The sequence below is a fragment of the Rubrivivax benzoatilyticus JA2 = ATCC BAA-35 genome (assembly GCF_000190375.1).
Lineage (GTDB): Bacteria > Pseudomonadota > Gammaproteobacteria > Burkholderiales > Burkholderiaceae_C > Rubrivivax > Rubrivivax benzoatilyticus.
The window spans coordinates 42,590-65,282 of sequence record NZ_AEWG01000076.1 but is presented as its reverse complement, the minus strand read 5'-3'; the positions used below and the strand labels follow the sequence as shown (position 1 = coordinate 65,282).

The 22,693-nt window shown below is 71.6% G+C and carries 22 protein-coding genes; 7 read left to right on the top strand and 15 right to left on the bottom strand.

What is annotated here, in order from left to right; all coding sequences use genetic code 11:
- Window positions 1–3 precede the first annotated feature (3 nt).
- The 4 genes from RBXJA2T_RS09335 to RBXJA2T_RS09320 all read right to left on the bottom strand — a co-directional run bounded on the left by RBXJA2T_RS09335 (window position 4) and on the right by RBXJA2T_RS09320 (window position 4,210).
- On the bottom strand, window positions 4–1,008 hold the full coding sequence (locus tag RBXJA2T_RS09335; RefSeq protein ID WP_009857104.1) for a chlorophyllide a reductase iron protein subunit X: 1,005 nt from the start codon (window positions 1,006–1,008) through the stop codon (window positions 4–6).
- Window positions 1,005–1,958: a chlorophyll synthesis pathway protein BchC gene (gene bchC / locus RBXJA2T_RS09330; protein WP_037290611.1), complete on the bottom strand. Its 954-nt coding sequence runs from the start codon at window positions 1,956–1,958 to the stop codon at window positions 1,005–1,007. Before bchC ends, RBXJA2T_RS09335 begins: the two co-directional genes overlap by 4 nt.
- Before the next feature lie 151 nt (window positions 1,959–2,109).
- Window positions 2,110–3,282 carry a methyltransferase gene (locus tag RBXJA2T_RS09325; protein ID WP_009857102.1) on the bottom strand — a complete coding sequence of 391 codons (1,173 nt, stop codon included), beginning with the start codon at window positions 3,280–3,282 and terminating at the stop codon, window positions 2,110–2,112.
- A 7-nt stretch (window positions 3,283–3,289) separates the two neighbouring features.
- Window positions 3,290–4,210: a polyprenyl synthetase family protein gene (locus tag RBXJA2T_RS09320; protein WP_009857101.1), complete on the bottom strand. Its 921-nt coding sequence runs from the start codon at window positions 4,208–4,210 to the stop codon at window positions 3,290–3,292.
- A 161-nt stretch (window positions 4,211–4,371) separates the two neighbouring features.
- Between RBXJA2T_RS09320 and RBXJA2T_RS09315 the strand changes: the two genes are divergently transcribed.
- Window positions 4,372–4,692, top strand: a complete 321-nt coding sequence (locus RBXJA2T_RS09315; RefSeq protein ID WP_009857100.1) for a c-type cytochrome — start codon at window positions 4,372–4,374, stop codon at window positions 4,690–4,692.
- Here the strand turns inward: RBXJA2T_RS09315 and dsrP are convergent.
- The 4 genes from dsrP to RBXJA2T_RS09295 form a co-directional block, all read right to left on the bottom strand.
- A complete protein-coding gene (dsrP, locus tag RBXJA2T_RS09310) occupies window positions 4,679–5,905 on the bottom strand; it encodes a sulfate reduction electron transfer complex DsrMKJOP subunit DsrP (RefSeq protein ID WP_009857099.1) in 1,227 nt (408 codons plus the stop codon). The two genes, RBXJA2T_RS09315 and dsrP, sit on opposite strands and share 14 nt — an antisense overlap.
- Window positions 5,902–6,867, bottom strand: a complete 966-nt coding sequence (locus RBXJA2T_RS09305; protein ID WP_009857098.1) for a 4Fe-4S dicluster domain-containing protein — start codon at window positions 6,865–6,867, stop codon at window positions 5,902–5,904. Before RBXJA2T_RS09305 ends, dsrP begins: the two co-directional genes overlap by 4 nt.
- Window positions 6,867–7,460 (bottom strand): hypothetical protein, encoded by a 594-nt coding sequence (locus tag RBXJA2T_RS09300; RefSeq protein WP_009857097.1) that lies wholly within the window; start codon window positions 7,458–7,460, stop codon window positions 6,867–6,869. The genes RBXJA2T_RS09305 and RBXJA2T_RS09300 overlap by 1 nt, the downstream gene beginning before the upstream one ends.
- A gap of 137 nt (window positions 7,461–7,597) precedes the next feature.
- A complete protein-coding gene (locus RBXJA2T_RS09295; RefSeq protein WP_081467612.1) occupies window positions 7,598–9,004 on the bottom strand; it encodes a coproporphyrinogen-III oxidase family protein in 1,407 nt (468 codons plus the stop codon).
- 177 nt (window positions 9,005–9,181) lie between these two features.
- On the opposite strand from RBXJA2T_RS09295, the gene ubiE reads away from it, so the two are divergent.
- The 3 genes from ubiE to RBXJA2T_RS09280 all read left to right on the top strand — a co-directional run bounded on the left by ubiE (window position 9,182) and on the right by RBXJA2T_RS09280 (window position 11,497).
- Entirely contained in the window at window positions 9,182–9,937 is a 756-nt protein-coding gene (gene ubiE / locus RBXJA2T_RS09290) for a bifunctional demethylmenaquinone methyltransferase/2-methoxy-6-polyprenyl-1,4-benzoquinol methylase UbiE (RefSeq protein WP_009857095.1), read from the top strand.
- A gap of 100 nt (window positions 9,938–10,037) precedes the next feature.
- A complete protein-coding gene (gene menA / locus RBXJA2T_RS09285) occupies window positions 10,038–10,961 on the top strand; it encodes a 1,4-dihydroxy-2-naphthoate octaprenyltransferase (RefSeq protein WP_009857094.1) in 924 nt (307 codons plus the stop codon).
- A 29-nt stretch (window positions 10,962–10,990) separates the two neighbouring features.
- On the top strand, window positions 10,991–11,497 hold the full coding sequence (locus RBXJA2T_RS09280; protein WP_009857093.1) for a type II toxin-antitoxin system RatA family toxin: 507 nt from the start codon (window positions 10,991–10,993) through the stop codon (window positions 11,495–11,497).
- Between the two features lie 25 nt (window positions 11,498–11,522).
- On the opposite strand, the gene RBXJA2T_RS09275 is transcribed toward RBXJA2T_RS09280, so the two are convergent.
- Window positions 11,523–12,398, bottom strand: a complete 876-nt coding sequence (locus RBXJA2T_RS09275) for a dienelactone hydrolase family protein (RefSeq protein WP_029718822.1) — start codon at window positions 12,396–12,398, stop codon at window positions 11,523–11,525.
- Between the two features lie 85 nt (window positions 12,399–12,483).
- Here RBXJA2T_RS09275 and ppx point away from each other — a divergent pair, with 85 nt between their 5' ends.
- On the top strand, window positions 12,484–13,986 hold the full coding sequence (gene ppx / locus RBXJA2T_RS09270; protein ID WP_009857091.1) for an exopolyphosphatase: 1,503 nt from the start codon (window positions 12,484–12,486) through the stop codon (window positions 13,984–13,986).
- 41 nt (window positions 13,987–14,027) lie between these two features.
- On the opposite strand, the gene RBXJA2T_RS09265 is transcribed toward ppx, so the two are convergent.
- The 6 genes from RBXJA2T_RS09265 to polA form a co-directional block, all read right to left on the bottom strand.
- Window positions 14,028–14,489, bottom strand: coding sequence for a SixA phosphatase family protein (locus RBXJA2T_RS09265; RefSeq protein ID WP_009857090.1), 462 nt, complete (start codon window positions 14,487–14,489; stop codon window positions 14,028–14,030).
- 14 nt (window positions 14,490–14,503) lie between these two features.
- Complete coding sequence (ppk1, locus tag RBXJA2T_RS09260; RefSeq protein WP_009857089.1) at window positions 14,504–16,588, bottom strand: polyphosphate kinase 1; 2,085 nt, start codon at window positions 16,586–16,588, stop codon at window positions 14,504–14,506.
- A gap of 85 nt (window positions 16,589–16,673) precedes the next feature.
- Entirely contained in the window at window positions 16,674–17,075 is a 402-nt protein-coding gene (locus RBXJA2T_RS09255) for a hypothetical protein (protein WP_009857088.1), read from the bottom strand.
- Between the two features lie 62 nt (window positions 17,076–17,137).
- Window positions 17,138–17,854 (bottom strand): LrgB family protein, encoded by a 717-nt coding sequence (locus tag RBXJA2T_RS09250; protein WP_009857087.1) that lies wholly within the window; start codon window positions 17,852–17,854, stop codon window positions 17,138–17,140.
- Window positions 17,847–18,203, bottom strand: coding sequence for a CidA/LrgA family protein (locus RBXJA2T_RS09245; RefSeq protein WP_009857086.1), 357 nt, complete (start codon window positions 18,201–18,203; stop codon window positions 17,847–17,849). Before RBXJA2T_RS09245 ends, RBXJA2T_RS09250 begins: the two co-directional genes overlap by 8 nt.
- 323 nt (window positions 18,204–18,526) lie before the next feature.
- Complete coding sequence (gene polA, locus RBXJA2T_RS09240) at window positions 18,527–21,274, bottom strand: DNA polymerase I (RefSeq protein WP_009857085.1); 2,748 nt, start codon at window positions 21,272–21,274, stop codon at window positions 18,527–18,529.
- 58 nt (window positions 21,275–21,332) lie between these two features.
- Between polA and RBXJA2T_RS09235 the strand changes: the two genes are divergently transcribed.
- Both RBXJA2T_RS09235 and RBXJA2T_RS09230 read left to right on the top strand, forming a co-directional pair.
- Window positions 21,333–21,656, top strand: a complete 324-nt coding sequence (locus tag RBXJA2T_RS09235) for a hypothetical protein (protein ID WP_009857084.1) — start codon at window positions 21,333–21,335, stop codon at window positions 21,654–21,656.
- Between the two features lie 54 nt (window positions 21,657–21,710).
- A complete protein-coding gene (locus RBXJA2T_RS09230; protein ID WP_009857083.1) occupies window positions 21,711–22,691 on the top strand; it encodes a homoserine kinase in 981 nt (326 codons plus the stop codon).
- Window positions 22,692–22,693: the final 2 nt, after the last annotated feature.

Here is a 22,693-nt window from a genome sequence, read left to right as displayed (position 1 = left end):
GTCTCAGGCGGCGTCGTAGACGACTTCGAGCGTCGGGCGGACGATCTCGTCCTTGCCGAGCATGTCCTGCACGGTCGCCGGCTCGAGCACGACGTCGCGGCCGGTGCTCTCCGAGGAGAACAGGCCCAGCAGCGCGTCCTGCGACAGCGGCGTCGGACGCACCGGCGGCGCCTCGGCGACGTTGGTCGCGAGCTGCTCGAACAGCGGGCCCCAGGTCGTGCCCGGACGGGCGACGATCTCGTAGGCGGCGCTCTTGCGGCGGATGTCCTCGTTGGCCGGGATCGCGGCCAGCACCGGGATGCCGACGTTGGCGGCGAAGGCCTGGGCCTCGCCCGTGCCATCGTCCTTGTTGATCACCATGCCCGCCACGCCGACGTTGCCGCCGAGCTTGCGGAAGTACTCGACCGCGTTGCAGACGTTGTTGGCCACGTACAGCGACTGCAGGTCGTTGCTGCCGACGACGATGACCTTCTGGCACATGTCGCGGGCGATCGGCAGACCGAAGCCGCCGCAGACCACGTCGCCAAGGAAGTCGAGCAGCACGTAGTCGAAGCCCCAGTCGTGGAAGCCGAGCTTCTCCAGGGTCTCGAAGCCGTGGATGATGCCGCGCCCGCCGCAGCCGCGGCCGACCTCGGGGCCGCCGAGCTCCATCGCGAACACGCCGTCGCGCTTGAAGCAGACGTCGCCGATCGAGACGGCCTCGCCGGCCAGCTTCTTCTTCGAGCTGGTCTCGATGATCGTCGGCGTGGCCTTGCCGCCGAACAGCAGGCTCGTCGTGTCGCTCTTCGGGTCGCAGCCGATCAGCAGGACCTTCTTGCCCTGCTGAGCCATCATGTAGCTCAGGTTGGCGAGCGTGAAGCTCTTGCCGATGCCGCCCTTGCCGTAGATCGCGATGATCTGCGTGGTCTTGGTCACCGGGGCCGTGGATACCGCATCCGGTTCGATCGCCGCCTCGTTCTTCAGGCGCTCGTCGCGCATGAGGATGACGGGCGAGGTGGTCTGACTCATCGTGTACTGCTCCAGTCGAGGACCATCTTCAGGCAGTCCGGATCGCCGAAAGCCGTGCGGTAGGCGGCGTCGGCGTCGGACGGGCTGGCGTGGTGGGTGATCAGGCCGTCGAGCGACAGGCGCCCGGTCTCGGCCAGTTCCTTCACGGCCAGCAGGTCGGGGCGCTGCCATTCGGCAGCACACCGGATCTGGGCTTCGCGCATGAACGCCGGCGCGAAATTGAAGTGCAGCGGCTCGGTGTAGAAGCCGGCCAGCACGATCTCGCCACCGCGCGCCAGGCGCTCGACGAGACGATCAAGGATCGACGAGTCGCCGCTGACGTCGAAGATCGCGCGGTAGTCGCGGCGCGGATCTTCGTCGGGATGCACGACCGTGTAGCCGGTGGCACCCTCGGCACGCAGCGGGTTGGTTTCCCAGACGGTCGGCGCCGGGAAACCGGCGACGACGGTCATGCGCGCCAGCAGACGGCCGAGCACGCCGTGGCCGACGATCAGGTCGGGCGGCACGATCGGCGTGCGCTTGCCGCCGCCGGCCACCGAGTGGTAGGCGGTCGCGGCCAGCGCCAGCAGCACGGCTTGTTCACCCAGGCTGTCGGACACGGCGCAGACGCGCGAGTCCGCGACGACGACCCGCGACGCGGCACCGCCGAACAGGCCACGCACCTCGCCGTAACAACGGGCGCCGGGCACGAAGACGCGCTCGCCCACCTTGTGGTGCGCATCGGCGCCGGCCTGCACGACGCGGCCGACGGATTCGTAGCCAGGCACCAGCGGATAGCCCATGCCGGGGAAGGCCGGCATGCGGCCGCTCCACAGCAGCTTCTCGGTACCGGTGGAAATCCCGCTGTACTCGATGTCGACGACCAGATCCTCGCCGGTCGGCGGCGTCAGCTCGAGTTCACGGAGAACCAGGCGCTCGGGCTGCTCGAGCACGATGGCTTGAGTCTTCATGCAGCCCTCCATGCCGAGAGCGGACGGACCATCGGCGGCATCACAGGCCACGTCGGCGAACGGTGCTTCATCGGCTTCAACATCACGACGTCATCTTAAGCTGACAGTTCAGTGTGTCAAGGTGGCTGGACATGCCTTAGATCAGGAAACCTTAAGCAGTGCAGCGCGCCACCAGGACACCCGCCTGCAGCGGCATGTGCGTGGGCAGGGAACGGACGCTGGCGAAGCCGGCTTCGTGCAGCAGCTGCGTCAGGCGGGCCGCCGAACGCGGACGGCCGCGGCCCATCGCGAGCAGGTAGAAGCCGAAGTACGCGTCGCCGATCGGCTCGACGCCGGGCACCTCGGCCATCGCCTCGGCGAGCACGAGCGTGCCGTTGTCCGGCAAGGCCCGGCGCACGTTCTTGAACAGCGTCAACACCCGTTCATCCGGATGGTCGAAGGCCACGCGGACGAGGGAGATCACGTCGGCACCACGCGGCAGCTCGTCGGCGAAGAAGTCGCCGCCGAAAGCCTGGGCGCGGCCGGCCAGACCCCAGCGCCGGAAGTTCTCGTTGGCACGCTCGGCGACGGCCGGCAGGTCGAAGACCCGCAGCTCGACACCCGGCACCTCGGCGGCCACGCAGCGCACGAAAGCGCCCTCGCCGCCACCGACGTCCATCAGCACCTTGTGCCGGCCGAAGCGGTAGGCGGCGATGACCTCGCGCGCCACCAGCGGCTGCGAGGCCGTCATCAGCTTGGAGTACTCGGCGACCTTCTCGGTGGCCAGCGTCGCCGGCAGGCCGGGGCCGGCATCGGCGGCCGCGGCATACGGCCAGTAGCCGGCCATCGCCGGACGCCCCTGGCCGCGCAGCAGCGCCACGGGGTCGGTCAGGTCGCCGTACAGCGTCGCGTGGTGCTCGACCATCGCCGTGATCGCCTCGTTGGCGACCAGCGGCGCACCCAGGCGCCCCAGCGTGACGAGGTCCCCGCTCTGCAGGTCCAGCAGCTCGAGCGAGTCGGCAGCCGCCACCAGGCGACGTGTCGCCTCCAGGCTCAGGCCGCAGCGCTCGGCGACGGTGGCCAGCGGCAGCGGGCCGTCGGCCAGCATGCGGAACACGTCCAGGCGCACGCAGGCCAGCAGGATCTGCGAATAGACGAAGCCCGCCAGCAGGTCGAAGAGCTCGCGGGCGTGCTTGCGCGCCACCGGGCGGGTCAGCGGGAAGGCCGCGGCCCACTTCTGGAACCCGGGGCGGGCGATCGTGCGGTGCTTCCAGTCGCGAAAGCGTTCGGCCAGCGTCGGGGAACGGCGCGGCCCGGCCTGCGGCCTCGTCTCGGCTCGGTCCATCGGGATGTCAGGCGGTCTGGATCGTGGCGGCGCGGACCGCGGCGCGCTCGGCGGCGAGCGCTTCGATGTTGGCGCACCAGGCCTTGGGCACCAGGCGCTCGGACTCCATGCGCACGATCTGGCGCAGCATGCCGGCACCCTTGCAGTCGGGGATGGCATCGATCGCGCCCTGCACCAGGCGCTCGAAATGTTCGACGGCGCCCACGAGGCCGTGCTGGATCGCCGAGCTCGGACGGCCGAGCGCGACGTCGCGGCCGACCGGCTTGCCGAGCTGCTCGGGGTCGGCGAGCGCGTCGCGCACGTCGTCGGCCACCTGATAGGCCTCGCCCAGCCAGTCGCCGAGCGCACGCCAGGTCTCTCCGTCACCACCCGAGGCCTGCGCACCGGCGGCCGTGGCCGCAGCGAACAGGGCGCCGGTCTTGGCGCGCTGGTAGTCGGACAGCGCGACACGCGGCTCGCACTCCCAGGCCTGGCCGGCAATGATGCCCAGCGGCGTGCCGACGCCGCGGGCCACGGTCTGCAGCACGCGCGCCATGCGCTCCGGGTGGCGGGCACCGGCGGCACCCAGGGTCTGGAAGGCGGTGACGATCAGCGCGTCGCCGGCGAGCACGGCCAGGCGTTCGCCGTAGGCCTTGTGCACCGAGGGCTGGCCCCGGCGCGTCGGCGCGTCGTCGAAACACGGCAGGTCGTCGTGCACCAGCGAGGCGCAGTGGATCAGCTCGATCGCAGACGCGGCGGCATCGGCCAGTTCGGGGTCGGTGTCGCCGTTGGCCATCGCGACAGCGATGCACAGCTGAGGACGGATGCGCGCACCGCCGGGAAACACCGCGTGGCGGATCGCCGCCGCCAGCTTCGGGGGGCAACCGGCGCCCTCTTGGGCGGCAACCGCCGCCTCCAGCGCCTGTTCGATGCGGGTCTGCATGTTCATCGACTTCCTCCGACGACCCGGCACCGGATGGCGCACCGCTGTAAGGTCGTCATGTCACCCCAAAGTGTCAACTGATTTTGACACGGGGCAGACCTCTGTCAAGAAAGCGGAACTGACGCGGCTCAAGACAGTCGCACGCTCCCTTTGGCCGAATGAAACACATGAAACTCACGCCTCTCATCCTCGCCACCAGCACCGTTTTCGCCGCTTCCGGCGCCCTCGCCGCGACGCCGGCCGAACTGGCCACCAAGGCCGGCTGCGCCGTCTGCCACCAGCCCGTCGCCAAGGGCCTGGGCCCCAGCTACCAGGAGATCGCGAAGAAGTACAAGGGTCAGGCCGGCGCCCCGGCCGTGATGGCCGAACGCGTGCGCAAGGGCAGCGTCGGCATCTTCGGCAAGGTGCCGATGACGCCGACCCCGCCGGCCCGCATCAGCGACGCCGATCTCAAGCTCGTGATCGACTGGATCCTCAAGACGCCTTGACGTCGGCCGCCGGCCGCGCCCGCGCGCGGCCGGTGTCGAAGGCCAGCGCGGCCTTGGCCAGCAGCGTGAAGACGAGCGCGCCGCAGGCCCAGATGCCGGCCGACACCAGCCACTCGCGCCAGCTCGGCGCGTACTCGAAGATCTCGCCCAGCGGCGTCGGGATGTAGCCGGGCACCACCAGGCCCATGCCCTTCTCGATCCAGATGCCGAGGAAGGCCAGGCCGCAGGCCAGCGCCAGCAGCCGCGGCGTGCGCCGCAGCGGGTGGATCGACAGGATCACCACCGCGACGACGTTCAGCGCCAGCGCGCTCCAGATCCAGGGCTGCAGCTGGCCGGCGCCGGCCAGGCCGAAGAACAGGTAGCGGATCGAGGCCGCGTGCGAGGTCTCGTTGTAGAAGTCGGTGAACAGCTCGACGCCGACGAAGAACAGGCTGATCTGCAGCGCCACCGTCATGACCACCGCCAGCAGGTCGATGACCGACTGCTTCACGGCCAACCCGCCCCAGCGGCGCAAGGCCAGCAGTGCCAGGATGATCAGCGCCGGCCCCGACGCGAAGGCCGAGGCGATGAAACGCGGCGCCAGCAGCGCGCTGTGCCACAGCGGCCGCCCGGCGTTGGCCGAGAACAGGAAGGCGGTGACGGTGTGGATCGACACCGCCCAGAAGATCGCGACCACGACCACCGGGAAGTAGCGCGCGGTCACCGGCTCCTCGCCGCGCCAGCGCGCGTGCAGCACGTAGGCCGGCAGCCCGAGGTTCAGCAGCAGGTAGCCGACGAGCACGACGACGTCCCAGGCCAGCATCGACTGCGGCCAGTTGAAGCGCCCGACCAGCGGCAGCATGTGCCAGATGCGCTCGGGCCGGCCGATGTCGACGGTGACGAAGAGCATCGCCGCGACCACCGCGGCGACCGCCAGCGCCTCGCCGTAGATGACGACCTGCTTGACGTCGCCTCGGTGGAACAGATAGGCCGGAATGACCAGCAGCACCGCCGCCGCCGCGATGCCGACGAGGAAGGCGAAGTTGGCGATGTAGAAGCCCCAGGAGACCTGGTCGCTCATCCCGGTGACGACCATGCCCTGCTGCAGCTGGCCGCCGTAGGCGAAGAGGCCGGCGGCGATCACCGCCGCCAGCGCGGCCAGCCAGCGCCGGTAGGCCGCGCCGCCGGAGGCCATCGCACGCAGGCCGTCGAGCACGAAGCGGGAGAGATTCATGCCGGACTCACCCGGTCGTCGCTGAAGTACCAGAACTTGGGCTCGGTGCCGAGGTCCTCCTTCAGCCGGAAGACGGTCTTGTGCTCGAGCACCCAGCGGATCTCGCTGTTCGGGTCGAGCAGGTTGCCGAAGATGCGTGCGCCGGTCGGGCAGGCTTCCTGGCATGCCGGCTGGCGGCCCTTGCGCGTGCGCTGGGTGCAGAAGTGGCACTTCTCGACGACGCCCCTGGGCCGCGGACGGTTGCCGAGGTAGCTGAGGTTCGGGTTGAACTCGGCCGCCGGGATCTGCGGCTCGGTCCAGTTGAAGTGGCGTGCCCAGTACGGGCAGGCCGTCATGCAGTAACGGCAGCCGATGCACCAGTCGTAGTCGACGACGACGATGCCGTCGGGCTCCTTCCAGGTGGCCTTGGTCGGACAGGCCTTCACGCAGGGCGGGTTGTCGCACTGCATGCACTGCACCGGCAGATACCAGTGGCCGGGCACCGGGACTTGCTTGGCGTCGTAGTAGTGCTCGGCCTTCTCCAGGTCCATCGTGCCGTCGGGCATCTGCAGCACGCGGATGTACTGCATCTGCGAGTCACGGCCGAGGTTGTTCTCCTTGACGCAGGCCTCGACGCAGTCGCGGTAGCCCTTGCACTTGCTGATGTTCAGCGCGTAGCCGAAGACGGTGTTCGGCAGCGGCGGCACGTCCTCGCAGCGGGTCTCGACGCCATAGCGGCGGCTGGCGTTGCGCTCGATGCGTTGCAGCGCGGCGTGGATCTCGTCCTTCGTCATGCGCTGGTAGTGGTCCTGCAGCAGGCTGCCCATCGCATCCTGTAGCGTCTGGCCACCCCAGGCGCCGGTGGCGTGGGCGGTCGCGGCGGCGCCGCCGGCGGCGGCCACGCCGGTGAGGAATCGGCGGCGCAAGGCTTGGAAGCCTGCGCCGTCGCCGCCGGGCGGATCGGGGTCGGGCTTGCGGTTCATCATCGGGCTCCGGAAGCGGCGCGCTGCCAGACGGGCGCGGCGTGCGCCGGCGTCAGCGCCGGGCGTTCGAGGCCGGCACGCACCGGCGGCGGCGGTGCGGCCTCGCGCGGCGGAATCTTGGGGTCGTGCGCGTCGTGGCAGTGCGTGCAGGCGTAGATCGTGCGGTCGCCCTGCCAGTTGGCGTCACGCTTGCCGTGGGCGCCGAAAGCCCAGTCGCGGTGGCGCGGGCCGTGGCACTGGCCGCAGACGAGCTGCGACTGGTCGAAGTCGACACGCCGGCCGTCGATGGTGCGCAGCCAGTCGCGGTCTTCGCCGACGTGGCAGTCCAGGCACCACATGCGGCCGCCGCCGTGCGGCAGCGAGGCGACGTGCGGCGCGGCGACCAGCGCCCGCGGCTGCTTGTTCAGCGGCAGCACCTTGTGGCACTGGCTGCACGGGTACAGCCCCAGGTGCGGCTTGCGCGGCACGACGCTGAAGGCCGGCGCGTCGGGATAGCCGCCGAAGACCAGCGGCTCCTGCGGGTCGGGCGCCTGCGGCGGCCGGTTGTCGCGCAGCGGACGGTGCGGCGGCGCGGTCTCGGTGGCCGGAACCACCGGCGCGGCGCCTGGCGCCAGGACGGGAGCCGCGGCGGCAGCTGCCGCATCGGCCTCGGACGGAAAGAGCGCCGGAAACCCCAGCGCGAGGACCAGGCCCACGGCCGCGGCACCGAATGCCGCCGCCGTGCGCCGTTTCAGCAACCGCACCGGGCGGACCTCCCTTCCGGCTGTGCGCCGGGTTCGTCGAGCTCGGTGCACAGCGCATGCAGCGCGTGGCGCCCGGTCTCGGTGACGACGATGCGGTCGTCGAACACACGCACGAGGCCGTCGGCCTCGCGCGCGGCCAGACGGCCGTACCCTTCTTCCAGCCCCTGCGCCTGCGCGGCAGGCAGCTCCAGCGAACACAGCAGGCGCTCGACGGCGGCGCGGCGCTGCACGCTGCCGGGCGTGGCCGGGCGCGCCTGGGCCACCGGCAGACGGCCGTGGCGCAGCGCGTTGCGCCAGGCGGCCTGCGAACCGTCGTTCCAGAACATCGCGCCGTCGACCTCGCCGACCGCGCCGACACCCAGGCCGATCAGCGGCGTGGCCGGCGCGGCGGTGTAGGAGATCAGGCTGCGGCGCAGCCGGCCGTCGTCCATCGCGTGCGACAGGTCGTCGTGCTCGAGCACGAACTGGTCGGCGCCGATCCAGCGGTAGCCGGCATTGCGCAGCATCTCGGCGCTGGCGCGCGCGAGTTCGGCCATCAGCGCCGGCGACGGCAGCGACTCGGTGTCGATCGCCACCTGCGCCGGCGCATGCCAGGGCCGGTGGTGGTAGCGCGCCAGACGGATGCGCTCGGGGCCCATCGCGATCAGGCGGTCGATCGTCGTGCACCAGCTGGCCATCGTCTGGCGCGGCAGACCGATCATGACGTCGAGGTTGATGTACTCGATGCCGGCCGAACGCGCGAGCTCGCAGACGTCGTCGATCAGCGCTGCCGACTGGCGCCGGCCGATGGCCTGCTGCACGCCGGGGTCGAGATCGAGCACACCCAGCGAGACACGGCGGAAGCCCAGCCCGCGCAGCACCTCGAACATCGTCTGGCTGACGCGGCGCGGGTCGCATTCGCAGGACATGTCGATGTCCGCCGGCATGCGCCACTCCGACTGCATCGCCTGCACCAGGCGCGCGAGCTGCGAGCCGGTCAGCTCGCTGGCGGTGCCGCCGCCGAGGTGGAACTGCAGCACCTCGCGCCGGCCGCCGAGCAGCTGCGCGACTTCGCGGATCTCCTCGACCAGGCCGGCGACGTAGTCGTCGATGACGTCGTCGGGCTGCGCGGCGCGGATGTCCCGGTCGCAGCAGAAGCAGTGCGCGGCGCAGAACGGCACGCGGGCCGACACCGCGATCGGCTCGTCGGCGCGCGCGGCCAGGCCACGCAGCGCGGCCTCGTACAGCGACCGGGCCGTCTGGGCCTCGCCGTGCGGCATCGCCTGCACCAGCGGATTGGAAGCCTGCGGCGGCTGCCAGCACATCGAGGCGCCGGCGTCGAGGTTCGCGATCTTCAGCACGCTGGCGGACGGGCGATGGGGGGTGCTGTCGTCGGGAGGGATGGGCGTTCTCATGAAGACATCTCGAACGCCGGTGCGCTTCGAGCCTGACCTAGGGGCGAACCTTAGTCACCCCGCCGACCCGTCGGTTGACACAGGTCAACGGGATGGACCGCTTCCGACGGGCTTTCGGCCGGGCAGTTAAAGTGTCGAGACCGCCTGACACCCCTTGCCCGAACGACCTCCGCACCCATGAACGATCCCACGCCGCTGTCGCGCAGTTTTGGCTATCAGAGCGTGGACGAGCGCGAGCGCGAGCAGCGCATCCGCCGCGTCTTCAGCGCCGTCGCGGCGCGCTACGACCTGATGAACGACCTGATGAGCTTCGGCATCCACCGGCTCTGGAAGCGTCGTTTCGTGCGCATGGCCGCGCCGCAGGCCGGCCAGCACATCGTCGATCTCGCCGGCGGCACCGGCGACGTCGCCGCGCTGATGGCCGCGGCCGACCGCCGCGTGACCGTCGTCGACCCGAGCGCCGAGATGATGGATGTCGGCCGCTCGCGCGGCCACGCCCACGTCGACTGGATGCTCGGCAGCGCCGAGCAGCTGCCGCTGGCCGACGCCTCGGTGGACACGCTGACGATCTCCTTCGGCATCCGCAACGCGACCCGCATCGACGACGCGCTGAAGGAGATCCACCGCGTGCTCAAGCCCGGCGGGCGTTTCCTGTGCCTGGAGTTCTCGACGCCGGCGTGGTGGCTCAGGCCGTTCTACAACCTGTTCTCGTTCACCGTGATCCCGCGCCTGGGCGCGTGGATCGCCGCCTCGCCGGAGGCCTACACCTACCTGGTCGAGTCGATCCGGCGCTTCCCGGACCAGCCGCGTTTCGCGGCGATGATCTCCGCGGCCGGCTTCGAGCAGGTGCGCTGGCACGACCTCAGCTTCGGCATCGCCAGCGTGCATGTCGGCACCCGCCCGGCGGCGGCGGCGCCTTCCGGCACCGCTTGATGTTGCACAAGCAGCGCGTCGCCCCGCGACGCGGACAATCGAACCCTCGTTTTCCCTCGCCCGCACGGAGTCCGCGTACATGCCCGGAGACAGAGCCACGGTGAACAGCACGCGCGCGGTCCGCACCGGATCGGTCGAGGCGTGGGCCGTCGCCGTGCGGCCGCGCACGCTGCCGGTGGCCGTGAGCCCGGTGCTCGTCGGCGCGACGCTGGGCTTCGACCGCACCGGCGCGATCGACATGATCGCCGCGCTGCTGGTGCTCGGTGCCGCCCTGCTGATGCAGGTCATCACCAACATGCAGAACGACGTCGGCTACACGGTGCGCGGCGGAGAGAGCACCGGCACGCGCACCGGGCTGCCGCGCGCCACGGCCAACGGCTGGCTCAGCGTGCGCCACGTGCGCGCCGGCATCGTCGTCGCGGCGCTGCTGGCCGCGGCACTCGGCGTCGCGCTCGTCGCCTACCGCGGCTGGCCGGTGCTGGCCATCGGCGTGGCGTCGCTGCTGGCCGCGCTGGCCTACATGGGCGGCCCCAAGCCGATCGCCTACACGCCCTACGGCGAGCTGACGGTCTTCGTGTTCTTCGGCCTGATCGCCGTCGTCGGCACCGACTGGGTGCTGACCGGCAGCTTCGGCCTCGTGACCGTGCTCGCCTCGGTGGCGCTGGGTTCGGTGGCGGCGGCGGCACTGGCGGTGAACAACCACCGCGACATCGCGCACGACCGGCTCGTCGGCCGGCGCACCTTCGCCGTGACCTTCGGCGAATCGGGCTCGGTGGCGCTGTACACGGTGCTGCTGCTGCTGCCGTTCGTGCTGCTCGTGCCGATGGCGCTGCTGTCGCAGTCCTGGACGCTGCTGCTGCCGCTGGTGCTGCTGCCGTCGACGCTGCAGCTGCGCCGCGACTTCGTGCACTGCCCGCGCGGCATCGCCTTCAACGAGATCCTGTTCCGCACCTTCCGCCTGGAGCTGTGGTTCGCCGCGCTGCTGTCCGCCGGCGCCCTGCTCGGCTCGATGATCGCCCGATGACGGGCTCACGCACCGAACGGGCCTAGGTCGTGCAGGTCCGCCGCAGCGCCTTGGTGGCCCGCCCGGCCAGCCACCTCTTCGACCTGATCGAAGGCGCCGAGCACTACCCGGCCTTCCTGCCCTGGTGCGCCGGCGCGACGATCCTCGTGCGCGACGACAGCGTGGTCTCGGCCGACATCAGCATCCGCTTCAAGGGCGTGGGTTTCGAGATCCGCACGCGCAACCCGAAGCGCCGGCCCGAGTTCATGGCCATCCACCTGGAGCGCGGCCCGTTCCGCCGCTTCTACGGCGAATGGCAGCTGAAGGTGCTGGCCGAGGACGCCTGCAAGGTCAACTTCCTGCTCGACTACGAGTTCGACAGCGTGGTGATGACACGCATGGCCGGCCCGGTGTTCGACAAGATCGCCGACAAGCTGGTCGACGCCTTCGTGCAGCGCGCGGTCGACGTGCCGCCGCCGGTGCTGGCGCCGACCGCGGCACCGCAGGCACCGGCCGAGGCGCCGCGTGCGCCCGACGCGGACTGGCCGCCGCCCTGAGGCGCCGAACCGCTGAGACCCGGGTTCAGCCCACGCCGTGCTCGGCGAACCAGGCCAGCGCGCGTTTCCAGCCGTCCTGCGCCGCGTCGGCGCGGTAGCTGGGCCGGTAGTCGGCGTGGAAGGCGTGTCCCGCCTCGGGATAGACGACGAAACGCGACTGCTTCGCCGCCACGCTGCCGCCGGCCAGCGCGGCCTTCATGCGCTCGACGCCGTCCAGCGGGATGCCGCTGTCCTGGCCGCCGTACAGGCCCAGCACCGGCGCACGCAGCTGCGACGCCAGTTCCACCGGGTGCATCGGCTGCAGCGCCGTCTTGTCGCCGACCAGCCGCCCGTACCAGGCGACACCGGCCTTCATCTGCGGGCTGTGCGCGGCGTACAGCCAGGTGATGCGCCCGCCCCAGCAGAAGCCGGTGATGCCGGCCTTCGTCGTGTCGGCGCCCTGCCCGCTCGCCCAGGCCACGCTCGCGTCGAGATCGCGCATCACCTGCTCGTCAGGCACCTTGGAGACCACCTCGCTGATCAGGCGGGGGATCTCGGTGTAGGCCGCGGCGTCGCCCTGGCGCACGAAGAGCTGCGGCGCGACGGCGTAGCAGCCGGCCTTGGCGAAGCGCCGCGCGACGTCGGCGATGTGCGCGTGCACGCCGAAGATCTCGCTGACGACCAGCACCAGCGGCGCGTTCGCGCGGTTGGCCGGTGCGGCGCGGTAGGCCGGCATGCGGAAGTCGCCGACGGGAATCGTGACCTCGCCGGCGACCAGGCCGGCGCTGTCGGTCGTGACCACCGTCTGCGCCGCCACCGGCAGCACCGCGGCAGCGAAACTGCCGCCGACGGCGGTGCGCACGAAGTCTCGCCGGTTGGGGTCGCGTGGCGACACCAGGGAATCGAACTCGGCTTGTTGCATGTTCGCCTCCTTGACCTCAAACAAGTCGAATCGATTCTAGGAACGCCGTCACGGCGCCGTGAGAGCCCTCTTGCACAATCGGCCCATGGCCGACATCACCTCGCCCGACCTGCCGCTGGCCGCGGTCGACATGGGCTCCAACAGCTTCCGGCTCGAGATCGCGCAGATCCAGCGCGGCCGCTACCGCCGCAGCGACTACTACAAGGACATGGTCCGCCTCGGTGCGGGCCTCGACGACCAGGGCCTGCTGACCGAAGAAGCGGTGCAGCGCGGCCTGGACTGCCTGCGGCGTTTCGCCGCGCGCCTGACCGGTTTTGCGCCGGCGCAGGTGCGAGCGGTGGCGACGCAGACGCTGCGCGAGGCGCGCAACCGCGACGCCTTCCTGCTGCGCGCCCAGGAGGCGCTGGGCCACACGATCGAGGTCATCTCCGGGCGTGAAGAAGCGCGGCTGATCTACGCCGGCGTCGCCCAGTTGCAGCCGGCCGACGAGCCGCGCCTGGTCGTCGACATCGGCGGGCGCTCGACCGAGCTGATCCTCGGCCGCGGCCGCACGCCGGTGAGCGCCGAGTCCTTCGCGGTGGGCTGCGTCAGCCTGTCGCTGCGTTTCTTCGGCGACGGCGGCATCGACGCCGAGGCCTTCCGTGCCGCCCGCGTGGCCGCCGGCGCCGAGCTCGAAGAGGCGATGGAGCCGTTCTCGTCGCGCCACTGGCAGCAGGCGCTGGGCTCGTCGGGCACCGCCGGCGCGGTGTCGCAGATCCTCGCCGCCAGCGGCGTCAGCGACGGCCGCATCACGCCCGAGGGCCTGGCCTGGCTGGAGCAGCGCTGCATCGCCGCCGGCCACGTCGACCGGCTCGACCTGCCGGGCCTCAAGCCCGAGCGCCGCGCCGTCATCCCCGGCGGCCTGGCGATCCTGCAGACGCTGGCCGAGAACTTCGGCATCGCCACGCTGTGGCCGGCCAAGGGCGCGCTGCGCCAGGGCGTCGTCGTCGACCTGCACGAGCGCCTGGCCGCGCTGCGGCGCAGCCACCCGAGCGACATGCGCGACGCCTCGGTGCACGAGCTGCAGCGCCGCTTCGATGTCGACGTCAAGCAGGCGCGGCGTGTCGCCACCGTGGCGCTGGCGCTGTTCGACGGCGTCATGCCGGACGCCGACGCCGAGGTCCGGCGCGAGCTCGGCTGGGCCTGCGACCTGCACGAGATCGGGCTGATGGTCTCGCACCACGACCACCACCGCCACAGCGCCTACCTGCTGGCGCACGTCGACGCGCCGGGTTTCTCGCAGAGCCAGCAGCGGCGCATCGGCCAGCTCGTGCTGGGCCAGCGTGGCGGCCTGCGCAAGATCGAGGATGCGCTCAGCAGCGAGTTGCTGGGCTGGCAGGTGATGTGCCTGCGGCTGGCGGCGATCAAGTGCCACGCACGGGCCGACGTCGACGCCAAGGCGCTGGCGCTGCGTGTGCGCGGCCGCGACGCCGTGCTGGCCTACGACGCCGCCTGGGCCAAGGCCCATCCGCGCACCGTCTTCCTGCTGGAGGAAGAAGCGCAGACCTGGGCGCGCTCGGGGCCGCGCAAGCTGCTGCTGCCGCGCTGAACGCGGCGCCGCAGGCGCCGCGGCTTTTGCCGCGCTGACTCCTAGACCGCCTCGGGCCCGACGACGGCGTGCAGCACCACCTGCAGCGTGTCGCCGCGCTCGCGCGAGCGCAGCCACCAGACGCCGGCCTTGCGCACCGTCCAGGCCTGGATCTCGCCGGACAGCAGCAGCGCCGCGGTCAGGCCGAGGATCGGCTGGTGGCCGACGACGAGCACCGGCTCGCGCGCCTCGGGCCAGCGCGTGGCGTGCAGCAGCGCCTCGACCGAAGCGTCGGGCGCGAGCTCGGCCACGGTCTTGATGCGCCGCTCCAGCGCGGCAGCGGTCTGCTGCGCACGCCGCGCCGGACTGGCGAGCACCCGCGTGCCGGCCGGGAGCTGGCGATTGAGCCACGCGGCGACGCGCCGCGCTTGGCGTTCGCCCTTGGGCGTCAGCTCGCGCTCGAGATCGTTCTGGCCCTCGCGGGCGTCGAAGGCTTCGGCGTGGCGCCAGAGGATCAGGTCCATGCGGCGGCTCCGGCTCAGCGGTAGCGCCGTGTCAGCGCCTGCTGGGCGCTGATGCCGGCCTCGGCGACACGGCGGTAGGCGCCGTCGGCATCCAGCGTCCAGGCGTCGAGCTCGTCGTGCAGATAGGGCACCAGCGCCTCGTCGACGATGCGCTGGCGCAGCGCCGCGTCGCGCACCGGCCAGGCGAGCTCGATGCGGCGGAACATGTTGCGGCTCATCCAGTCGGCGCTGGACAGGTACAGCACCTCGTCGTCGTCGCCCTCGCCCCAGCGGAAGTACAGCACCCGGGTGTGTTCGAGGAAACGGCCAACGACCGAGCGCACGCGGATCGTGTCGGTGTGCCCCCGCACACCCGGCGGCAGCATGCAGGCACCGCGGATCACGAGGTCGATCTTCGCGCCGGCGCGGCCGGCGTCCATCAGCGCCGCGATCAGCCCCGGGTCGGTCAGCGCGTTGACCTTGGCGACGATGCGCGCCGGACGGCCGGCACGCGCCGCCTCGGCGACCTGCGCGATGTGTGCGATCAGCCGGCGATGCAGCACGAAGGGCGCGGTCAGCATGCGCCGCATGCGCATGCGGCCCTGGCTGGCAAGCTGCTGGAAGACGGCGTCGGCGTCGGCGGTCAGCTCGGGGTCGGTGCTGAGATAACCGAGATCGGTGTACAGGCGCGCGGTCTTCGGGTTGTAGTTGCCGGTCGACAGGTGCACGTAGCGACGCAGCCGGCCGTGCTCGCGCCGCGTCACCAGCATCAGCTTGGCGTGGGTCTTGAGGCCGACGACACCGTAGACCACCTGAGCGCCGACGGCCTCCAGGCGCTCGGCCCAGTTGATGTTGGCCTCCTCGTCGAAACGCGCGGTCAGCTCGACGACGGCCATCACCTCCTTGCCGCGGCGCGCCGCCTCGATCAGCAGGTCCATCAGCACGCTCTGGCTGCCGGTGCGGTAGATCGTCTGCTTGATCGCCAGCACGTCCGGGTCCTCGACCGCCTCGCGCAGGAACTGCACGACCGGCTCGAAGCTCTCGAACGGATGGTGCAGCACGACGTCGCCGTCGTGCAGCCGGTCGAAGATCGAGCGCCCGGGCGGCAGGTCGGCGGCCGGCCAGACCGGCTCGTAACGCGGGAAACGCAGATCGTCGCTGCCGGCCTGGTCGATCAGCTCGGTCAGGCGCGCAAGGTTGACCGGGCCGTTGACCTTGTACAGCGCGTACTCGGGCAGCTGCAGCTGGCGCAGCAGGAAGTCGTGCAGCTCCTGCGGGCAGCTGTGCACCACCTCCAGCCGGATCGCCAGGCCGAAGTGGCGCTTGCTGAGGTTGCTGCGCAGCGCCTGGCGCAGGTTGGTCACGTCCTCGGCGTCGTACTCCAGCTCCGAGTCGCGCGTGACGCGGAACTGCGAGAAGGACTCGACGCTGCGCCCCGGGAACAGCTCCTCCAGATGGGCGCGGATGACGCTGGTCAGCAGCACGAAGGCCTGGCGGCCGCCGCTGACCGAGTCGGGCAGGCGGATCACGCGCGGCAGCACACGCGGCACCTTGACGATGGCGATCGAGTTCTCGCGGCCGAAGGCGTCACGGCCGCCGAGCCGGGCGATGAAGTTCAGCGACTTGTTGGCCACCAGAGGGAACGGGTGGCTGGGGTCCAGCACCAGCGGCACCAGCAGCGGCCGCACCTCGCGCTCGAAGAAGCGGCGCACCCAGCGGCGCTGGGCCTCGTCGCGGTCGGCGTGGTTGACGACGACGATGCCGTGGCGCTGCAGCTCGGGCACGACCTCGTCGTTGAGCAGCGCGTACTGCTCGTCGATCAGTGCGTGCGCGGCGGCGGCGACCGCGGCCAGGTCCTCGCGCGAGACGCCGCCGCCGGGGCGGCGCGAGGCTTCGGCCAGGTCGGCGAACCGCACCTCGAAGAACTCGTCGAGGTTGGACGAGACGATGGTGACGTAGCGCAGCCGCTCCAGCAGCGGCACGTCGGGCCGGCGCGCCTGGGCGAGCACGCGGCGGTTGAACTGGAGGATGGAGCTTTCGCGGTTGAGCAGGGTCGGGGGCGGCGACACGGCGGCCGCAGGTGGCTCGCCCAGGTCGCCGACGCGCGTTTCGTCGGCCATGGCGTCAGTTTATGAACGCCGTGCGACAAAGCCGTGACACGGCGGGCGGGACTTTCACCGAGGCAGGCCCTGTGCCAGCACCGGCTCAGATCATGAACTGGCGGATCGAGCCGCAGACCGACAGCAGTTGCCGGTCGTCCATGCGTGCGAGGATGTTGCGGATGACGCCACCCATGAGCTTCTGCACGCCCGACAGCCCGATCGAGGCCGACTGCTGGACGACGAAGTTCGCCTGGGTGGCCTTCAGCGGCTGCAGGAAGTACTGCTCCATGCCGCTCTCGGTCAGCTCGAGCACCAGCGCGGTGAGCTGCGCTGAACAGGCGGAAGGTTTGTCGGCGCCCTCGACGCTGTCCAGCACCTGCAGCGTCTTCACGCGCAGCTCGTGCGAGTGGTGGAACCGCAGGAACGGGCGCACGGCCGGCGCGGCGGCCGGCTTGGGCTTGCGGCCCGTGGCGACCGGCGTGGCGGGCTTCGGCGACCTGGGCATCGGAGGCTCCTCGCTGCGGGGATGACGCATCGTACGCGGCACCCGGCGCGGCGGGCCGGCGGTCAGCCCAGCCATCGCGCCACGAGAGGAATCAACAAGGCCGCCAGCAGCACCTGCAAGCCCAGCGCCAGCCCGGCATAGGCGCCGGCGTCGGGGTGCACCTGCAGCGCGCGGGCCGCGCCGATGCCGTGCGCGGCCGTGCCGACCGCGAAACCGCGCACCGGCCACTCGGGCACCTTCAGCCAGGCGAACAGGTAGCGCGCCGACAGCGCGCCGACGAGCCCGGTCAGCACCGCGAAGCTCGCCGCCAGCGCCGGCACGCCGCCGAGCTGCTCGGCGATGCCCATCGCCACCGGCGCCGTCACCGACTTCGGCGCCAGCGAGCGGATCACCTCGGGCGGCAGCCCCAGCGCCCAGGCCAGCGCGACGGCGCTGCCGGCGGCCGCGGCGCCACCGACCAGCGCCGCCAGCACGAGCGCACGCCCGCGCCGGCGCACCTCGGCCGCACGCTGCCACAGCGGCCAGGCCAGCGCGACGACCGCCGGCCCGAGCATCACGTGCACGAACTGCGCGCCGGCGAAGTAGGCCGGATACGGCGTGCCGGTGGCCGCCAGCAGCGTGGCCAGCGCGAGCACCGACCACAGCACCGGATTGGCCAGCGGCGCGTGGTCCAGCCGGCGGTAGACGGCCTGGGCGGCGACGTAGACGGCCAGCGTCGCGGTCAGCCCGAACAGCGGCCGGGACGACAGGTAGACCCAGAGTTCGACGACCTCAGCCACCGCCCGCCTCCTCGCCGCGCAGCAGCCGGCGCAGCACCAGCGCGGTCACCGCCAGGCCGATCCAGGTCGAGACGACGATCACCGCCAGCAGCGCGACGCCGTGCTCGACCACCAGGTCCAGGTGGGCGACGACGCCGACACCGACCGGCACGAACAGCAGCGACAGGTGCGCCAGCAGGAAGCCGGCGGTGGCCTCGACCGGCTCGCGCACCGCCCGCCAGCGCAGCAGCGGCAGCAGCAGCACCATGCCGACGACCGGGCCGGGAAACGGCCACGCCAGCGCGTGGGTCAGCGACTCGCCGGCGGCCTGCAGCAACAGCAGCAGCGCCAGGCCTTGCAGTGGTTTCATCTTTCCTCACCGATGGACGAGGGAGACGGGGGAGACGGGGTCAGGTCTCTTGAGACCTGACCCCTGCAGCCTCGGAACGCCGCCGAAGATGGGGTCAGGTCTTGCAAGACCTGACCCCTGCAGCATGCCCCCGCGGCAAGCAACGTCGAAAGAACGATGTCAGCGAGCGCGCGCGGCCGAGACGGGAAAGACGGGGTCAGGTCTCTTGAGACCTGACCCCTGCAGCCTTGGAACGCTGCGGAAGACGGGGTCAGGTCTTGCAAGACCTGACCCCTGCCGTCTCCTGACCCCTGCCGTCTCCGGCCCGCCGCCAGCCGCGCCGCTCAGTGCGCCTCGTCCCAGTTGGCGCCGACGCCGACCTCGGCCAGCAGCGGCACCTTCAGCGCGGCGACGCCGGCCATCAGCCGCGGGATCGCGTCCTTCGCCCAGTCGAGCTCGGCCTCGGGCACCTCGAGCACCAGTTCGTCGTGCACCTGCATCACCATGCGCGTCGCGCGGCCGCTGGCGTCCAGCTCCTTCTGCACCGCGATCATCGCCAGCTTGATCAGGTCGGCGGCCGTGCCCTGCATCGGCGCGTTGATCGCCTGGCGCTCGGCGCCGCTGCGCCGCGGGCCGTTGCCGGAGTTGATCTCCGGCAGCCACAGCCGGCGGCCGAAGACGGTCTCGACATAACCCTTCTCCTTGGCGCGCACCCGGGTCTCGTCCATGTAGCGCTTGACGCCGGCAAAACGCGCGAAATAGCGGTCGATGTAGTCCTTGGCGGCCTTCTGCTCGATGCCCAGGTTGGCCGCCAGCCCGTAGGCGCCCATCCCGTAGATCAGCCCGAAGTTGATGACCTTGGCGTAGCGGCGCTGCTCGCTCGTCACCTCCGCCAGCGGCATGCCGAAGACCTCGGCGGCGGTCGCGCGGTGCACGTCCAGGCCTTCGGAGAACGCGCGCAGCAGGCCTTCGTCCTCGCTGATGTGGGCCATGATGCGCAGCTCGATCTGCGAGTAGTCGGCGCTCAGGATCACGTGCCCCGGCGGCGCGACGAAGGCGCGGCGCACGCGCCGGCCCTCGGGCGTGCGGATCGGGATGTTCTGCAGGTTGGGCTCGTTGCTCGCCAGCCGCCCGGTCACCGCCACCGCCTGCGCGTAGTTGGTGTGCACACGGCCGGTGGCCGGGTTGACCATCGCCGGCAGCTTGTCGGTGTAGGTGCCCTTCAGCTTGGCCAGGCTGCGGTGCTCGAGGATGCGTGCCGGCAGCGGGTAGTCGGCGGCGAGCTCGGTCAGCACGTCCTCGTCGGTGCTCGGCGCGCCGCTGGCGGTGCGCTTCTTCACCGGCAGGCCGAGCTTGCCGAACAGGATCTCGCCGATCTGCTTGGGGCTGCCCAGGTTGAAGGGCTGCTCGGCGATCGCGTAGACCTCCTGCTCCAGCGCCACCATGCGCTCGGCCAGGTCGCGGCTCTGGCGCGCCAGCTCCTGCGGGTCGACGAGCACGCCGTGGCGCTCGATGCGCGCCAGCACCTCGGCCACCGGCATCTCGATGGCCTCGTAGACGCGGCGCAGCCCGGCGTCGGCCTCGATCTCGGGCCACAGCACCTGGTGCACGTGCAGCGCCATCTCGCTGTCCTCGGCCGAGTACTCGGTGGCGCGCGCGACGTCGACCTGGGCGAACGGGATCTGGTTCACGCCCTTGCCGCACAGGTCCTCGTAGGACAGGCCCTTGCGGCCGAGGTGGCGCTCGGCCAGGCTTTCCAGGCTGTGCGGCTTGTGCGCCTCGAGCACGTAGCTCTCGAGCATCGTGTCGTGGCGCACGCCGGCGAGCGCGATGCCGGCGTTGGCGAAGACGTGGCGGTCGTACTTCAGGTTCTGGCCGAGCTTGGCGCGCGAGGCGTCCTCCAGCCAGGGCTTCAGCCGCGCCAGCACCGCGTCCAGCGGCAGCTGCTCGGGCGCGTCGGGGCCGGCGTGCGCCAGCGGCACGTAGGCGCCGCGGCCGGGTTCGACGGCGAAGCTGATGCCGACGATGCGCGCCTTCATCGGCTCCAGCGAGTCGGTCTCGGTGTCGATGGCCACCAGCTCGGCGGCCTGCAGGCGTTCCAGCCAGGCGTCCAGGCGCTCCCAGGTTGTCACCGTCTCGTACTCGCGTGCGACGTCGATCGCCGCAGCCGCCGACACGGTGCCGGTCGCCGTCGCGGCGGGCACGTCGCCGCCGAGCTGGCCCTCCAGCTCGCGGCCCCAGGTCTTGAAGCCGTAGCGGCGGTAGAAGTCCAGGAGCCCGGCTTCGTCGGCGGGGCGCAGCGCCAGCGCGTCCAGCGCCGGCCAGCCGGGGACGTGGGCCGCGAGGTCGCAGTCGCAGGCCACCGTGACGAGGCGCCGGCCCTGCGGCAGCCAGTCCAGCGCGCGGCGCAGGTTCTCGCCGGCCACGCCCTTGATCGTCGCCGCGGCGGCCATCACGCCGTCGAGCGAGCCGTGTTCGGTGATCCACTTCACCGCCGTCTTCGGGCCGACCTTCTCGACACCCGGGATGTTGTCGACCGCGTCGCCGACCAGCGTCAGGTAGTCGACGATCCTCTGCGGCGGCACGCCGAACTTGGCCAGCACGCCGGCCGGGTCCAGCGTCTCGTTGCTCATCGTGTTGATCAGCGTGACGTGCTCGTCGACGAGCTGGGCCAGGTCCTTGTCGCCGGTGGAGACGACAACGCGGTGGCCGGCACGTTTGGCCACGCAGGCCAGCGTGCCGATCGCGTCGTCGGCCTCGATGCCGGGCACCTCGAGCACCGGCCAGCCGAGCAGGCGCACGACCTCGTGGATCGGCGCGACCTGCTGCGCCAGCGGCTCGGGCATCGACGGCCGGTGGGCCTTGTAGTCGGCATACCAGTCGTCACGGAAGGTCGGGCCCTTGGCGTCGAAGACGCAGACGGCGTGTTCGGCGGGCACCTGCTCGCGCAGGCGTTTCATCATCGCGACCATGCCGTGCAGGGCCCCGGTCGGGAAGCCGTCGGGCGACCGCAGGTCGGGCAGCGCGTGGTAGGCGCGGTAGAGGTAGCTGGAGCCGTCGACCAGCAGCAGCGTGGGGCGGGAGTCGTCCATCGCCCCATTGTCGGCCAGGCGAGGCGGCGGGCTGCGGCAGGCCGCCTAGAATCACGCCATGGCGCGACCGTTCCGCTTCCTCCTGCCGACGCTGGCCCTTGCGGCCGCGGCGGCCTCCGCCCCGGCGCAGACGGTGCTGCCACCCGATGCCGCCGCGCAGGCGACGTCGGTGCCCGAGCCGGCCGTGCAGCGGCAGGTCTCCGAGGACGACCACGTGCGCATCGAGGAAGTCAAGGTGCGCGGCCAGACGCAGAGCATCGTCGTGCACGGCAAGGCGCCGGGCTCCAAGCCCTACGAGATCGTGCCGTCCAGCGGTTCGCGCGACCCCTCGCAGCCGGGCGATCCGGCGGGCCGGCGCGTCTGGCGCATGCTGTCGTTCTGACCGTGCGCACCGTGTCCGAGCCCCGCGCCGCGGCCGCGCCCGCGGGAGCCTGAAGTGGCCGTCTACACCGAAGTCGGCTTCGCCGAAGCCGACGCCCTGCTCCGCCGCCTGGGCCTGGGCGCGCTGACCGAGCTGCGCGGCATCCGCTCGGGCATCGAGAACACCAACTACTACGCGACGACGGCACGCGGCCAGTGGGTCGTGACGCTGTTCGAGCGCCTGTCGCGCGACGAGCTGCCCTACTACCTGGCGCTGATGCAGCACCTGGCGCAGCACGGCATCCCGGTGCCGGCGCCGCAGGCCGACGCCGACGGCGGCCTGCTGCACACGCTGGCCGGCAAGCCGGCGGCGGTGGTCACGCGGCTGCCCGGCAGCCACCGGCTCTCGCCCGAGGCGCCGCACTGCGCCCAGGTCGGCGAGATGCTGGCCCGCGCCCACCTCGCCGTCGCCGACCTGCCGCTCGAGCAGCCGCATCTGCGCGGGCTGGACTGGTGGGCCGCCACGGTGCCCGAGGTGCTGCCCTTCGTCGACGCCGCGCAGGCCGCGCTGCTGCAGGACGAGCTCGCGTTCCAGCGGCAGCTCGCGGCCTCGGCAGCCGGCCAGGCCCTGCCGCGCGGCGCGATCCACGCCGACCTGTTCCGCGACAACGTGATGTTCGACGAGACCGCCGGCGAGGACCGCCTCTGCGGCTTCTTCGACTACTACTTCGCCGGCACCGACACGCTGCTCTTCGACATCGCCGTCTGCCTCAACGACTGGTGCGCCGACCTGACGACCGCCGGCCTCGACGAGGAACGGGCGCTCGCCTTCATGGCCGCCTACCAGGCCGTGCGCCCGCTGACGCACGCCGAGATCCGGCTGATGCCCGGCCTGCTGCGCGCCGCGGCCTTGCGCTTCTGGCTCTCGCGGCTGCGCGACTGGCACCTGCCACGCGACGCCGCGCTGCTGCAGCCCAAGGACCCGGCGCACTTCGAGCGCCTGCTGCGCGACCGCATCGACAACCCGTGGCATCCGCCGGCCACGCCCAGCTCCTGAAC